The 13,483-nt window shown below is 70.3% G+C and carries 16 protein-coding genes; 1 reads left to right on the top strand and 15 read right to left on the bottom strand.

All coding sequences use genetic code 11. The annotated features are described in order from the left end of the window. Positions 1–70: 70 nt before the first annotated feature. The 13 genes from JOD95_RS15235 to JOD95_RS15175 form a co-directional block, all read right to left on the bottom strand. The gene (locus tag JOD95_RS15235; RefSeq protein WP_066656282.1) at positions 71–388 is read right to left on the bottom strand and encodes a transcriptional regulator; all 318 of its coding nucleotides are present in this window, start codon (positions 386–388) and stop codon (positions 71–73) included. Continuing rightward, positions 385–816 carry a chemotaxis protein CheY gene (locus JOD95_RS15230; RefSeq protein WP_066656281.1) on the bottom strand — a complete coding sequence of 144 codons (432 nt, stop codon included), beginning with the start codon at positions 814–816 and terminating at the stop codon, positions 385–387. Before JOD95_RS15230 ends, JOD95_RS15235 begins: the two co-directional genes overlap by 4 nt. 106 nt (positions 817–922) lie before the next feature. Continuing rightward, entirely contained in the window at positions 923–1,534 is a 612-nt protein-coding gene (locus tag JOD95_RS16535; protein WP_307810466.1) for a GrpB family protein, read from the bottom strand. 130 nt (positions 1,535–1,664) lie between these two features. Beyond that, positions 1,665–2,630: a diacylglycerol kinase family protein gene (locus JOD95_RS17025; RefSeq protein WP_209685893.1), complete on the bottom strand. Its 966-nt coding sequence runs from the start codon at positions 2,628–2,630 to the stop codon at positions 1,665–1,667. Positions 2,631–2,643: 13 nt separating this feature from the next. After that, a complete protein-coding gene (locus JOD95_RS15215) occupies positions 2,644–2,811 on the bottom strand; it encodes a hypothetical protein (RefSeq protein WP_200884112.1) in 168 nt (55 codons plus the stop codon). Between the two features lie 139 nt (positions 2,812–2,950). Further along, positions 2,951–4,258, bottom strand: a complete 1,308-nt coding sequence (locus JOD95_RS15210; RefSeq protein ID WP_209685891.1) for an ice-binding family protein — start codon at positions 4,256–4,258, stop codon at positions 2,951–2,953. 457 nt (positions 4,259–4,715) lie between these two features. Then, positions 4,716–5,123: a hypothetical protein gene (locus JOD95_RS15205; protein WP_209685889.1), complete on the bottom strand. Its 408-nt coding sequence runs from the start codon at positions 5,121–5,123 to the stop codon at positions 4,716–4,718. Positions 5,124–5,283: 160 nt separating this feature from the next. Next, positions 5,284–5,811 carry a histidine phosphatase family protein gene (locus JOD95_RS15200; RefSeq protein ID WP_209685887.1) on the bottom strand — a complete coding sequence of 176 codons (528 nt, stop codon included), beginning with the start codon at positions 5,809–5,811 and terminating at the stop codon, positions 5,284–5,286. Positions 5,812–5,862: 51 nt separating this feature from the next. Further along, the gene (locus tag JOD95_RS15195) at positions 5,863–6,276 is read right to left on the bottom strand and encodes an SdpI family protein (RefSeq protein WP_209685885.1); all 414 of its coding nucleotides are present in this window, start codon (positions 6,274–6,276) and stop codon (positions 5,863–5,865) included. A gap of 78 nt (positions 6,277–6,354) precedes the next feature. Continuing rightward, positions 6,355–6,867: an RES family NAD+ phosphorylase gene (locus JOD95_RS15190; RefSeq protein ID WP_209685883.1), complete on the bottom strand. Its 513-nt coding sequence runs from the start codon at positions 6,865–6,867 to the stop codon at positions 6,355–6,357. Next, on the bottom strand, positions 6,864–7,289 hold the full coding sequence (locus JOD95_RS15185) for a PRC-barrel domain-containing protein (protein WP_209685881.1): 426 nt from the start codon (positions 7,287–7,289) through the stop codon (positions 6,864–6,866). Before JOD95_RS15185 ends, JOD95_RS15190 begins: the two co-directional genes overlap by 4 nt. Before the next feature lie 155 nt (positions 7,290–7,444). Then, the gene (locus JOD95_RS15180; protein ID WP_209685879.1) at positions 7,445–8,494 is read right to left on the bottom strand and encodes a methionine synthase; all 1,050 of its coding nucleotides are present in this window, start codon (positions 8,492–8,494) and stop codon (positions 7,445–7,447) included. Positions 8,495–8,514: 20 nt separating this feature from the next. After that, entirely contained in the window at positions 8,515–9,519 is a 1,005-nt protein-coding gene (locus JOD95_RS15175; protein WP_209685877.1) for a putative oxygenase MesX, read from the bottom strand. A gap of 119 nt (positions 9,520–9,638) precedes the next feature. Here JOD95_RS15175 and JOD95_RS15170 point away from each other — a divergent pair, with 119 nt between their 5' ends. Further along, positions 9,639–10,586: a LysR family transcriptional regulator gene (locus tag JOD95_RS15170; RefSeq protein WP_066656220.1), complete on the top strand. Its 948-nt coding sequence runs from the start codon at positions 9,639–9,641 to the stop codon at positions 10,584–10,586. Between the two features lie 24 nt (positions 10,587–10,610). Here JOD95_RS15170 and JOD95_RS15165 read toward each other — a convergent pair whose 3' ends face one another. Together JOD95_RS15165 and JOD95_RS15160 are read right to left on the bottom strand one after the other, a co-directional pair. After that, positions 10,611–11,099, bottom strand: a complete 489-nt coding sequence (locus tag JOD95_RS15165; RefSeq protein ID WP_209685875.1) for a hypothetical protein — start codon at positions 11,097–11,099, stop codon at positions 10,611–10,613. Positions 11,100–11,530: 431 nt separating this feature from the next. After that, complete coding sequence (locus JOD95_RS15160; protein WP_066656205.1) at positions 11,531–13,441, bottom strand: ABC transporter ATP-binding protein; 1,911 nt, start codon at positions 13,439–13,441, stop codon at positions 11,531–11,533. Positions 13,442–13,483: the final 42 nt, after the last annotated feature.

Here is a 13,483-nt window from a genome sequence, read left to right as displayed (position 1 = left end):
CCGACAGTAGCGGAGCGGACGGCCGCTCCAGGAAGTTCGTCCCGTGCCGCGCGAGCGACGACCGCAGGGATCAGGACGGGTCGGCGATCTCCTGGAGCGCTGCGAGGTGCGCACGCCACGCCGTCCGACCCTCGCGTGTGACGGTGAGCGACGTCCGGGGGGTCTTCCCCGTGAAGGCCTTCCCGACGGCGACGTACCCCGCCGTCTCGAGGAGCGCGACCTGCTTGCTCAGCGCCGAGTCGGTGACCTCGACGGCGTCGCGGACCTCGCGGAACCCCAGCGTGGTGGCACGGTCGAGTGCGGCCATGATCGAGAAGCGGACCGGGTTCAGCAAGTGTCCGTCGAGCCGGTGACGGGGATGGACCGGTGCCTGGTTCGTCGACGTCATCGTCGTGCCTCGTACGACGCGCAGGCCATCGTGACCGCCAGGATCGCTCCGGAAGTGATCCCGGACCACAGGACGGATCCGTGCGCCCAGGCGACGACGGCGATCGCAGCCCCGTAGGTGACGAACCAGCTCGCGATGTAGATCGTCCATCGACGGCTCCGCGCGAAGGCCGCTCGCCCGCGGATGGACACCGCGAAGAACACGATCAACGCGAAGAAGGCGGCGAGTGTGCCGACGTAGGTGAGGCCGAAGGCCGAGCCGGTCGTCAGACCCATCCCGAGGGTCCCGAACGAGGTCACCATGCCGAGCGCGAGGATGAACGTCACGTACGGCCACCGGGTGGACTCGTGCGCTCGTCGACTGAGGCGATCGGCGGTGTCGAGGAGCGTCCGCGCCTCTGCCGGGCTGATGCTGTTCTGGTTGTCCATGGTGTTCCCCTCTCGGGTTCCAGCCTGGCACAGACTTGCCATGTTGGCAAGTGCTTGCCGATCGGCCAAACCTACCGCGACACGGGCGACGGACGGCTGCGGGTGGTCATGGCCGCGGCTGAGCGTCGTGGGCGTGGTGCGGATCCGATGCGAAGGCTCGTTCGTAGATCTCGTGGACGACAGCGGCCTTCGCGTCGTTGTAGCGCAGGCCGTTGCCGGCGTTCACGGCCGCTGCCTTCGCGTCCGCGTACACCTGCCGGTCCTCGGGGTGGGATCGCAACCACTCCACGAACAGGCGATGCCGTTGCGGCTCCGCTGCCCCCGGCTGCCACACGTGCAGGTTGGTGTTGGGATCGCCGAGGGTGAGCTGCCGGTGCGGGTCACCGGCGATCACGTCGCGGAAGACCAGACGGAACCCGACGGCCTCGAGCTCCGGGAGCCAGGTGCGTTCATCACTGAGGTCGGGCACGAGCAGGTCGGCGTCGATGACCGGCTTGGCGATCATCCCGGGAACGGCAGTCGAGCCGACGTGCGCGATGGTGTGATCGGCGCCGAGCGCACCTGCGACGAGGTCCCGTACGCGCGCGAACGCATCGATCCAACGCGGGTCGTGGTCCTGGAGGCTGCCAGGGTCGACCTGTCGGAACGCGACGCGCTGCGATTGACGGGCTGCGTTGCCGTCCGCGGTGAACGGCCGCCAGAGCGGGTGTGTGGCCACAGCCACATCATGGACCCTCGACGCGTCCGCTGGGCGAGGGATGTCGGGGGAGGGCCGAGAGCACTGCCCCGTGGTGGTGTGAGCACGACGTTCGCACGGTCGGCGCGTGACCACCGCGGACGAGTGCCGGTCAGGCGCGGAGCGTCAACCCGTGAGGGTGGGTGCTCAACGTCACGGCGACCACCCGACCGAACGGGTCCCCGTCGAGTTGTACCTGTTCCGGTTCGTCGAACGCGAGGCGGAGTCGTCGCGCTCGGGTGGTCGGGAGCACCCGGGAACGCGGCAGCAACCGAGCGAGGAGCCGACCGAACCCGGTGCGCGAGAAGAAGCGGTTGAGCGTGAGGGTGGAGCCGATCTTCGTCCAGCCGAACCAGCCGTTCGGTCGGAACGCGACGGCGTCGAGGATGCCGTCGTCGGGCTCGGCGCGCGGCAGGAGGAGCACGCCGGCGGTGAGGGTGCCGCAGTTGCCGACGATGATGGTGTGTGCGTGCATCGTCCTGGTCGGGGCGCCGTCGATGTCGTAGCGGACGGGGATCTGACGGTTCCCGACGATGGACCTGGCGATCGGGTCCGAGTACGCGACCCAACCGAACCGCTTCTTGACCCACGCGTTCGTGTCCGCCGCCATGCTCGCGTCGAGTCCGACACCGGCCATGACGAGGAACGCGTGGGTGGTCGTTGATCCATCGACGTCGGTCAGTTCGGCGAGCCCGACGTCGATCGGCCGGTCGGCGCCGGTGAAGGCGTCGTGGACGGCACTGTCGACATCGTTGCGGGTGAGACCGAGGTTGCGGGCGAACAGGTTCCCGGTACCGCTGGGTAGGAGCGCGACCGGGACACCGGTGCCGCGGAGCTCCTCGGCGACGACACGGAGGGTCCCGTCGCCGCCGGCGACGAGGACGACGTCCGGCTTCGACTCGGCTGCTTCGCGTGCGGCTGCGCGACCGTCGTCGTCCGCAGCGGTCTCGAACCATCGGGTGGGTGCCCACCCGTTGCGGGACGCTTCGGCGTCCACGAGGGTGCGCAGCCGTGCGGGGTCGGTCTTGACCGGGTTGATGACGACGGCTGCGGTTCGCTGCCGTGGGGGATCCTGCACTGGTCCGTCCCGATCAGTCGGTGCGCTGGGCCGTGTTCCCGGAGCGGCGGATCGCCCCGAAGACCACGGTTCCGACGAACAGGACGATGCCGATGATCGCGAGCCAGAGCAGGCCCTTCAGCGCGAAGCCGACGACGGCGAGGATCAGCCAGAGGGTGAGGAGGACGATGACGGTCTTCATGGTGGTGCTTCCTGTCAGGGAGGGGAGATGCCGGCGGTCCGCTCGACGTCGACGACCTCGTCGCCGGTGCGGCAGGAGGGTCCGCGGCCGTTCCGCGGACCTGGCCACCACACCGGTGGCGGTCCGGGGCGGCTGCGTGTCAGATGCGGCTCGTGCGACGACGGTGCCGGACGATCAGCGTGATCGCCGTGCCGGCTGCCAGGAGCACTCCGGCGATGCCGAGGGGCAGCGCCGGGTCGCTCCCGGTGAAGGCCAGTTCACCGGTCGGGGTGTTCCCGCCCGGTGCCGCTCCGCCGGTCGGGCTCCCTGAGGGGGTGCCGGTGGGAGCGGTCGGGGTGTTCCCGCCCGTAGTTGCTCCGCCTGTCGGGGTCCCAGCGGGGGTGCTGGCGGGGGCGGTCGGCGACGCAGTGGGCGTGGGAGTCGACGAAGCAGCCGGTCGCACGGTGATCGTCACGGTCTGCACGTCAGCGGGCGGCGTGCCGTTCGACGCGGTGATCGTCACCGTGGACGTGCCGGGTGCGGTCGGCGTGCCGGAGACGACGCCGCTGGTGCCGTTGATCGTCAGGCCGGCGGGCAGTCCGGTCGCCGTGTAGGTCGGGGTGGGCGTACCCGTCGCGGTCACCGTGTACGAGTACGGCGTCCCGGCGGTCGCGGCGGCGGGTGCGTCGGAGGTGATGACCGGTGCGGTCGTCTCGGTCGGAGTCCCCGGGGCGGGGCAGCCGGTCGAGGCAGTGATGGTGTTCGTGTCGAGGGTCACAGCGCCGGTGCGGGCGAGCAGGCGTCCCACGACGGTGGCGCCGGTGGTGGCGGTCACGGACTGCTGCGCCAGCACGGTCCCCTGGAACTGGGCACCGGTGCCGATGGTGGCGGAGCTGCCGACCTGCCAGAACACGTTGCACGAACTCGCACCACCGGTGATCGTGATCCGGCTGGCGGATCCGATGGTCAGCGTCGATGCGGCCTGGAACACCCACACCGAGTCCGCGCTGCCGGCGAGGGTCAACGCACCGTTGTCCGCGAGCTGGAGCGCCCCGCCGGAGTACACCCCGGGTGAGAGGGAGAGGCCGTTCAGCTCGGTGAGGCCGGTCTGCGTCGGGGACAGTGACGCAGCGACGTCGTACGCCGTCGTGGTGTCCCGCTGCGCCTGCGCGGCTGCGGCGTCGGTCTGGTGCGTGGTGCCGTTGACGGTTCCGTTCGGCGCACCGCCGAAGCCGGTGATCGAGGTGCCGGGAGAGAGTCCCAGGTCGCCGTTGACGACTGACGGGCCTGTGTTCGTCACGGCGCTCGCGCCGAGGACACCGTAGGTCGACGCGGTGCCGAGGTTCACCGGGCCGTCGATCACGGTCGCGGCCGATGCCGCAGAGGTCGACATCATCGCCATCGAAGCGGCGAGGCCGATGCCGGTCAGGGCGAACGCGGTGCGGCGGAGGATACGGGACGTGGCCATGCGAGGCCCCTGTCTGAGTGGGAGAGCCACAAGGCGAGCGTCGACGACGCGAACATGATCTCCGGTCCCTGCAGTATGCGCCTGCTCGACGCAGAACGGTGCGGATCGTCGGATCGGCAGGCCGATGGTCAGGAACGGTGTCGTCGACCGGGCCCCTCCCACGGCACGGACCTCGCGGCCGATCCGAGGACGGACACCACACGCGACCCGGCCGGAGACGTTCCGCCGGAGGCCCTCAGCAGGACGCCTGGCAACGACGGCACGGAGCAGCCCGGGGACATCGGCTGGTCCCGCTCCCCGTCGGTGCCGCTGCCTGCGGGGTTCGATGGCCGGTGCGCTGCGTGGCGAACACGACGGCCGCCGCGACACGGGCCGCGGTCCGACGAGCAGCGGCGCTCGCGCGCCTCCGGTCCGGGCCGGGAGGCGCGGGTCCTGCGGGTGCAGCGGCGCCCGCCCGTCACTTCGTTGCCTGGTAGACCGTTGCGACGACCGACCCGTACAGCGCGAAGGCGGCGATGCCGCCGGGGAACATCGCGAGGACGGCCGCGGGTACCGCCCACACCTGGTGCACCCAGGGGTGACCTGCTGGCTCCGTGGTGGTCATCGCGGCGAACGAGCACGCGGAGACGAGCACGGCCCACGCCGCCGTCATGCAGATGATCGGCAGGAAGTGCCACCCGAGGCCGAGCAGCGGGTAGACGAGCGGGAGGAGGAACATCGCCGGCGCGATGATGAAGCCGGTCCTGGCCGTGGTGCGGAAGGCCTTCCGGCTGCTGTTGACCTGGGCGATGGTGCGCTGGTCGTCGACCTCCGACTCCGGCCACGAGCCGTACCGGAGGCCCGCGCGCGTGTCCTGGTCGTCCATCTACGGCAGCCTCGGCCAGGTCGCCGCGGGCCACTCGAGCTGCCCGGCCGTCGAACGTTCTCGAAGATCAGTGGTCACGGTTCCCCCTCGCGTTCCCCTGACGGCAGCGTACTGCTCTCGACCTGATCTGCCGCCGCCGGACCTGCCCTCACCTCCCGTTTCAGCCGATGCGCTCCCACGACGACAGCGCCGTCCAGTCCTGCGGGTCGAAGGCGAAGGAGCTGCCCATCGCGGGCTGGTCGAGGGCGCGGCTGATGGGCTCGCGTCGGAGGCTCGCCAGCAGGAGCGCCCCGACCCCGCCGTGAGCGACGAACGCGATGCTCCGCTCGGGCGTCTGGGCCGCGATGCGTCGGACCGCGCGCTCGACACGGCTCTGGGCGTCGATCGCGCGTTCCCAACCACGGACGGACCGCTGCGGTTCGGCGAAGAACGCGTCGACGGTCGGTTCGAACTCGCTCGGGTCGAGGTAGCCGGTCGCGCTGCGGTCCATCTCGCCGAGGTCCTCGTCAATCTCGAACTCCGAGTCCGACTGTCCGGCGATGATCTCGGCGGTGTCCAGGGCCTTCCGCTCGCTGCTGCTGACGATGCGGAGGGGCTGGGGGAACAGCGTCGCGATGCGTGCGGCGCGGGCGCGTCCGACCTGCGACAGGCCCCAGTCCTGGATCCGGACGGTTGCGTCGACGGTCACCTCGGGATGGGACACCCACGTGCACAGCATCGTCTGACCGTACCGGCGCCGTCAGTGTCCGTCCCGTTCGCGACGGGGGGCGGCCTCCGCGACCTGCACGACGGTGGCGCCCGGGTCGTCTTCACGGTACCGGCGTACGGCGCGGTGGGCGGCCGGGACGGACAGGAGCGCTCCGCCGACGAGGAGACCAGCGGCGACGAGGACGGCGGCAGGAGTGCGGAGTGCTGGAACTCCGATGCTGATCGCGCACCACGCCGTCACGAGGAGGCCAGAGATGATCGTCGGGCGCAGCGCTGCACGATGGCCGATCCGCCAGGCCGCCTCGCTGGACATCGTGACCGACGTCCGGACGCCGGCGAGCCTGTTCCGTGGCAGGGATCCGTTGGCAGCCCGCCACGTCAGCCAAGTGACCAGAGCCGCCGCCCCGACCTCGAGGGCCATCGGGAACACCACCGCACTGTCCATGCCGACGACGCTAGCGCCCCCGGCGGAGAACGGCGAAGTATCAGTGTCACCTGCGTGTCGTCGAACCCGGCAACGATCTCAGCCGGTCCCTGTCCGGACGTGGACCTGCGGCGCACCATCGGTGTTCCAGCGGAACAACACGAGGTGCCAGAGGCCCGGGCGCTTCCGCGACGGGTCGATGAGGCCGTCGGCGCCGAGTGCCACCAGGCGGTCTCGGACCTGCCACGAGGCCGGGACGCCTCCGTCGGCCACGACCTGCTGCCACGGCGCGGTCGCGTCCTCGAGGTCGACCCCGGCCGCAGCACGAGCGGTCGCGTCGCGAAGGTCGACGATCCGGGGCGCCACCACGTCCACCTCGACGATCACCGGCTCCGTGGCGCGCGTGTCCGGATGCGCCACGAGCGCTGCCTCCACGCCCGCGACGGACGAGCTGAGGTACAGCGTGGGCTCGTCAGGTGGTGAGTACCGACCTGCGGACCGTGACCCTGCGATGACGGATGCGCGGAAGCGTGGATCCACCGCGCGGAAGAAGGTGCCACGCACCTCCGATGCGAAGACGTCGCGGTCGTCGCTCGTCCTGGTGCCGCTCATGCCGGCGGCGTCGCTCCCGCGCCCTCGGTGTCGTCAGCGCCCGCAGGACCGGTGCCGGCCTGGTCGAGGTTCTCGTACGGGTCGCCCATGTCGCCGGTCGCCTTGCCCGCCGGGGACAGCCCGAAGTGCTTGCGGACGGCATTCACCTGGGTGTCGGTCACGGTGTTCCCGGCTCCCGGGGAGGGTGCATCCTTGATCGCGCTCTTCGAGTAGCCGACGTGCAGGTCGGTGCCGTCGAACGTGGCGTCCTCGACCGGGACGAGCACGGTGTGACCCCCGAGGAGTCCGGTCGCGACGCTGACGAACGCGGCGCTGCCGTCCTCGGCGGAGGGGAACACCTGCGCGACCTTGCCGACGGATGCGCCGTCGCGGTCCTTGACGGGCGCGTTCTCGACCTCGTGGATCGTGCTCTTGGTGATCATGGGCGTAGTCAACGCTCCCAGCCTGACCTGCTTGTGTCAGTGGTCGCGCGGCGGGCCCGAGCGCTGCGGGAAGAGCCCTGAGCAGGCGAAGCAGTCGATCGTCACGTTCGTCGAGGGACCGAGCCGTGCCTCCAGACCGGTCTGGAGCCGCGCCGCTACCGCGCTGTCGGCACCGCGACGCTCGCGAGCTCGGCTCGGACGATGTCCGCACCCGCGGACAGCGCACCGAGCTTCTGCAGGGCCGCCCCGCGCGCCAGCGGCGCCATGCCGCAGTTCGTGCTCGGGATGAGCTTGTCGGCGTCGACGTGGTCGAGGGCGCGGCGGAGGACCGCGGCGACCTCCTCGGGCGTCTCGACCTGCTCGGTGGCGACGTCGATCGCGCCGAGCATGATCTTCTTGCCGCGGATGAGCTCGACGAGTTCGAGCGGGACGTGGGAGTGGATGCACTCGAGGGAGACGATGTCGATCGAGGACTGCTGCAGCAGCGGGAAGGACTGCTCGTACTGCCGCCACTCGGCGCCGAGGGTCTCCTTCCACCGGTTGTTCGCCTCGATGCCGTAGCCGTAGCAGATGTGCACGACGGTCTCGGCGCGCAGGCCCTCGGCGGCGCGCTCGAGTGCGGCGACGCCCCAGTCCTGCACCTCGTCGTGGAAGACGGTGAACGCGGGCTCGTCGAACTGGATGACGTCGACGCCGGCCTCCTGGAGCTCGAGTGCCTCCTGGTTGAGGATCGTCGCGAACTCCCACGCCAACTTCTCGCGGCTCTTGTAGTGCTGGTCGGAGAGCGTGTCGATCATGGTCATCGGGCCGGGGAGCGCCCACTTGATCGGGCGGTCGGTCTGGGCGCGGAGGAACCTCGCGTCCTCGACGAACACCGGCTCTGGGCGGCTCACCGCGCCGACGACCGTGGGCACGGCGGCGTCGTAGCGGTCGCGGATGCGCACGGTCTCCTTGCGCTCCTGGTCGATGCCGTCGAGGTGCTCGATGAACGTCGTGACGAAGTGCTGGCGGGTCTGCTCGCCGTCGCTGACGATGTCGATCCCGTTGCGCTCCTGCTCGTGGACGGCGGAGCGGAGGGCGTCCTGCTTGCCCTCGACGAGGGCATCACCGTCCAGGAGCCAGGGGGACCAGAGTCGCTCGGGCTCGGCGAGCCAGGAGGGCTTCGGCAGGCTGCCGACGATCGCGGTGGGGAGGAGCGTGCTCATGCGCGTGGGGGTCCAGTCGGTCAGTGGGTGAGGGCAGCGGGGGCGGCGGGAAGAGCCTGGTCGGCGTGTGCGGTCTGCTCAGCGAGCCAGCGGTCGAGGAAGTCGCGGTGCGGTGTGACGAGGTGCTCCTCGGTCCACCGGCCCTGCGTGACGCCGAGGCGGCTGCGTTCCTCGCGGTCGTAGGCGATGCCGGTCGACGTCCAGTCGTCGTGCTCGAGTGTCGGGCGGAAGGTGCTCGGCGCGACCTCGTTCGCGTTGTAGATCTCCGGCCGGTAGATCTTCTGGAACGTCTCCATGGTGGCGATGGTGCCGATCAACTGGAGGTTCGAGTAGTCGGTGCGGACGTCGCCGCGCGAGTAGAAGGCGAGCGGCGCCTTGGACCCCGGCGGCATGCAGTACCGGACCTGCATGCCCATGCGACCGAAGTAGTCGTCGGTGAGCGACGAGTGCTCGTGCGCGTACTCCGCACCGAGGACCGGGTGGACGAACCCGGTCTGCCGGTAGGTCTGGCTCGTCGAGACGCTGATGCAGACGACGGGCTCCGCGTCGAACTCCGACCGGAACGCGTCCGACCGCAGGAAGTGCTGGAAGAGCTGTCCGTGCAGCAGCCCGAAGTCCGCGGGGAGCGAGGGAGCCGACGGCAGGCGGACGGCGAAGTCGTGGTCCCGGAGGTACGACGAGAAGTTGTTGCCGACGATGCCCTGGTGGCGCTCGCCGGAGTGCTGGTCGACGATCGTGACGTCGAGCACCTCGATCAAGGGGAAGCGCTCGACCTGTCCGCCGTCCTCGAACTGCATCGTCACCGACACGATGTCGAGCTCGACGCGGTAGCGATCCGCGTCCGGGTCACCGGCCAGGTCGTTGCAGCGCCCGTCGATGAGCGCGAGCGCGTCGCGGAGGTTCTGCTGCCGGTGCTCCCCGCGGGCCAGGTTCGCGAAGTTCGTCGTCAAGCGCGAGCTCTCGGCCGGCGAGTAGTCCTCGTCGAAGCGTGTCCTGCTGATGCTGAAGGTGATGTCGTTCGCCATGGTCCGCAGTCCGGTCGTCGAGCGCCCGCGGGCACTGTGGGAAGGGTCCTCCGATCATGACGGGAGGCGCGGGTCATCAGGTAATACCGAGACGCTATGCGGTCGCATAGCCTGTTCCTATGGCTCGCGTTGCGAACGACATCACCCTGCAGCAGCTGCGGTACTTCATCGAGGTTGCCTCCGAAGGATCGATCAGCGCGGCCGCAGACCTGCTCTACGTCTCGCAGCCGACCATGTCGGCTGCGATGAAGGACCTGGAGGCTCGCATCGGCCGGCCGCTCTTCACCCGGTCCGCACGTGGGGTCGTGCTCACCGTCGACGGCGTCGAGTTCCTCGGGTACGCCCGCCAGGTCGTCGAGCAGGTGTCGTTGCTCGAGCAGCGGTACGTCGGGCGCCAGGCGTCGCGCCGGCTGCTCGGGGTGTCGGCCCAGCACTACTCGTTCGCGGTCGAGGCCTTCGTGCGGATGGTCGAGGGCGCCGACGCCGACCAGTACGAGTTCTCGCTGCGCGAGACCCGCACGTGGGACATCATCGAGGACGTCCGGACGCTGCGGAGCGAGCTCGGCATCCTCTACCGCAACGACTTCAACCGGCAGGTCCTCGGCAAGCTGATGCGGGATGCCGGGGTCGTGTTCACACCGCTCTTCGTCGCGCAGCCGCACGTCTTCGTCGCCCGGCGGAACCCGTTGGCGTCGCAGGAGCGGGCGACGCTCGACGACCTGGCCGAACTGCCGCGCCTGACGTTCGACCAGGGCGCGAACAACTCCTTCTACCTGGCCGAGGAGATCCTGTCGACGATGTCGAGCAAGCGGGAGATCCGGGTGTCGGACCGGGCGACGATCTTCAACCTGATGATCGGGCTCGGCGGGTACACCATCTCGACCGGGCTCATCAGTGACGACCTCGACCCGGAGATCGTCGCCATCCCGCTCGACGTCGACGAGCGCATCGAGATCGGGTGGATCGCGCACTCCTCGGTGCCCCTGACGGAGCAGGCGCAGACGTACCTGGAGGAGTTGCGGGCGGTCGTCGTCAGCTACGGGGTCGAGCTGCTCGGGCCGCACTGATCCGTCGAGGATCTCCGCCGCTCGTCACTCGCCGTTGCGCTGCATCTCGACGGCGTCCCCGTCAGCACACTCGGACGTTGCTGAGACCGTGTACCGACGGGTGTCCGCCAGGAAGCTGATGGACGTGGTCGGGCCTCCTGCGCCGCGGAGACCGAGGATCGGGTCGTCGCCCCCGCTCTCGTACGGCTGCGTGGTGATCCCGGTTTCCTCCCACAGCTTCTCGACGACGGCGATGTCCGCTTCGGGTTCACCGGTCGGCTTCGCGAGAGCCTTGATGTACCTGTAGGCAGCGCCGTCGCTGCCGTCGCTCTTGCTGCACTGTTCGACCGAGGGCCCGCTGTAGACCTCCCAGTCGCCCTCGAGTGAGGAGGCAGTCCGGTCGACGATGTCCTGCACGGACTGCCGGGCCTCGGCAGTGCTCACGGCCCCGTTGCTCTCCGAGTCCACGCGGCTTCCTCCACTGCAACCGGTGATGACGACGATCGCTGTCGCCGCAGTGACGACGGCGATCACCGCACGGACGTGTTCCCTCACCGTCCGCATCGGTCAGGGATCCGCTCCGAGGACGATCCCGAGGACGATCCCGAGGCCGGCCTCGAGAGGTGGTACGCGGTCATCTCGACTCCTTGTCCCGTGGCGGCGTGAGCGACGACACGACGCCATCCTGCGCCTCGTCGCACCGAGCGAGCCGGGAGCCGAGTACGGGGCGGCCACGTCCCGTCCGCCGCGTGACGATCCCGGTGCACGGATGCCGCGGTTCGTGCACCGGGATCGTCACGGACGTGGACCCGATCTCGGTCTCGGGCACGGAGCGGCTGACGGCTGCGGACCGCGGTGCCGCCGGACGGGAGGCGCGGGGCGCGCGCACCACGCGCCTCCGGGCCGGCGCTGGGCGCGATCGCACGTCCGCCCGCAGCCCGTCACGGGACGCTGCGGTCGCGCCGTCAGCGGATGCCGCTCCCGCGCAGCGGAGCGGGGTCCGGCGCCTGGTCCGCCTGCACGGCGAACTGGGTCCGGTGCAGTTCCTCGTACCGCCCGCCGGCAGCGAGGAGTTCCTCGTGCGTGCCGCGCTCGACGACGGAGCCGTCCTCGATGACCAGGATGAGGTCCGCGCTCCGGATGGTCGACAGCCGGTGCGCGATGACCATCGCCGTGCGACCGTCGAGTGCCTCGCTCAGGGCGGCCTGCACGGCGGCCTCGGACGTCGAGTCGAGCGCGGCGGTCGCCTCGTCGAGGATCACGACACGGGGCTGCGCGAGCAGGAGCCGGGCGATCGTCATGCGCTGGCGCTCGCCGCCGGACAGGCGGTAGCCCCGCTCGCCGACCATGGTGTCGAGCTGGTCGGGCAGCGACCGGATGAGCGGTTCGAGGCGCGCACGTCGGACGGCGTCCCACACCTCGTCGTCGGTGGCCTCGGGGCGGGCGAGGCGCAGGTTGGCGCCGATGGTCTCGTGGAACAGGTGCCCGTCCTGGGTGACCATGCCCATCGTGTGCCGCAGTGACGCGAAGGTGACGTCGCGCACGTCCGTCCCGGCGAGTCGGACGGCACCGCTGTCGACGTCGTACAGGCGGGAGAGCAGCTGCGCGATCGTGGACTTGCCCGCGCCGGAGGACCCGACCAGGGCGACGGTCTGCCCGGGCTCGATCCGGAACGAGACACCGTGCAGGACCTCGTCACCGCCGCGGGTGTCGAGCGTGGAGACCTCCTCCAGCGAGGCGAGGGAGACCTTGTCGGCGGACGGGTAGGCGAAGCGGACGTCGTCGAACTCGACCGCGACGGGGCCGTCGGGCAGGGTGACGGCGTCGGGCTTCTCCTGGATGAGCGGCCGGAGGTCGAGCACCTCGAAGACGCGCTCGAAGCTCACGACGGCGCTCATGATCTCGACGCGCGCGTTCGCCAGGCTGGTGAGCGGTGCGTAGAGGCGGGTGAGCAGGAGTGCGAGGGTGACGACGTCGCCCGTGTTCAGCTGGCCACCGAGGGCGAGCGTGCCGCCCAGGCCGTACACGAGTGCGAGCGCGAGCGCCGAGACGAGCATGAGTGCGGTGACGAAGACGAACTGCAGCATCGCGGTGCGGACGCCGATGTCCCGCACGCGGGCGGCGCGGACGCGGAACTCCTCGGCCTCTTCGTCGGGGCGCCCGAACAGCTTGACGAGCGTCGCGCCGGGTGCGGAGAACCGCTCGGTCATCTGGGTGCTCATCGCGGAGTTGTGGTCGGCGGCCTCGCGGCGGAGCGCGGCGAGGCGGCTGCCCATCCGACGTGCGGGGACGAGGAACACCGGGAGCATGACGACGGCGATGACCGTCACCAGCCACGAGGTGCTGAGCATGACGACGAGCGTCAGCACGAGTGCCACGGAGTTCGTGACGACGCCGGAGAGCGTCCCGCTGAAGGCCTGCTGCGCGCCGATCACGTCGTTGTTCAGCCGGCTGACCAGCGCGCCGGTCCGGGTCCGGGTGAAGAACGCGATCGGCATCTTCTGCACGTGGTTGAACACCGCGGTGCGGAGGTCGAGGATGACGCCCTCGCCGATCCGCGCCGAGTACCAGCGGGTGAGCAGCGACGACGCGGCGTCGGCGACGGCCACGAGCGCGATGACCAGGGCCAACCAGACGATGGTCGACACGGCGCCGCGGGCCGCGATGACGTCGACGACCTGGCCGGCGAGCACCGGCGTCGCGACCGCGAGGAAGGCCCCCACGACGGACAGCGCGATGAACACCACGAGCTGCACCTTGTAGGGCACGGCGAACGTCATGATCCGCCGGAGCGACTCGCGGGAGAAGCCCCGCCCGGCGTCCTTCGCGGACGAGATCTTGTACAGCGAGCTCCAGGCAGCGCCTTCCATGCTCATGCAGCCAGGATACGTCGGGACCACCGACGCCCCGCGCCCCGG

The sequence above is a fragment of the Curtobacterium sp. 1310 genome (assembly GCF_017834105.1).
Classification (GTDB): Bacteria; Actinomycetota; Actinomycetes; order Actinomycetales; family Microbacteriaceae; genus Curtobacterium.
The sequence above is the reverse complement of the archived record's forward strand: the minus strand, read 5'-3'. Positions and strand labels throughout refer to the sequence as shown.

Coding starts and splice junctions, on each gene's coding strand:
- JOD95_RS15205 (WP_209685889.1), bottom strand. CDS start 5,123: ATGGACGACCAGGACACGCGCGCGGGCCTCCGGTACGGCTCGTGGCCG.
- JOD95_RS15235 (WP_066656282.1), bottom strand. CDS start 388: ATGACGTCGACGAACCAGGCACCGGTCCATCCCCGTCACCGGCTCGAC.
- JOD95_RS15195 (WP_209685885.1), bottom strand. CDS start 6,276: ATGGACAGTGCGGTGGTGTTCCCGATGGCCCTCGAGGTCGGGGCGGCG.
- JOD95_RS15185 (WP_209685881.1), bottom strand. CDS start 7,289: ATGATCACCAAGAGCACGATCCACGAGGTCGAGAACGCGCCCGTCAAG.
- JOD95_RS15160 (WP_066656205.1), bottom strand. CDS start 13,441: ATGAGCATGGAAGGCGCTGCCTGGAGCTCGCTGTACAAGATCTCGTCC.
- JOD95_RS15215 (WP_200884112.1), bottom strand. CDS start 2,811: ATGAAGACCGTCATCGTCCTCCTCACCCTCTGGCTGATCCTCGCCGTC.
- JOD95_RS15190 (WP_209685883.1), bottom strand. CDS start 6,867: ATGAGCGGCACCAGGACGAGCGACGACCGCGACGTCTTCGCATCGGAG.
- JOD95_RS15210 (WP_209685891.1), bottom strand. CDS start 4,258: ATGGCCACGTCCCGTATCCTCCGCCGCACCGCGTTCGCCCTGACCGGC.
- JOD95_RS15170 (WP_066656220.1), top strand. CDS start 9,639: ATGGCTCGCGTTGCGAACGACATCACCCTGCAGCAGCTGCGGTACTTC.
- JOD95_RS15180 (WP_209685879.1), bottom strand. CDS start 8,494: ATGAGCACGCTCCTCCCCACCGCGATCGTCGGCAGCCTGCCGAAGCCC.
- JOD95_RS15230 (WP_066656281.1), bottom strand. CDS start 816: ATGGACAACCAGAACAGCATCAGCCCGGCAGAGGCGCGGACGCTCCTC.
- JOD95_RS15175 (WP_209685877.1), bottom strand. CDS start 9,519: ATGGCGAACGACATCACCTTCAGCATCAGCAGGACACGCTTCGACGAG.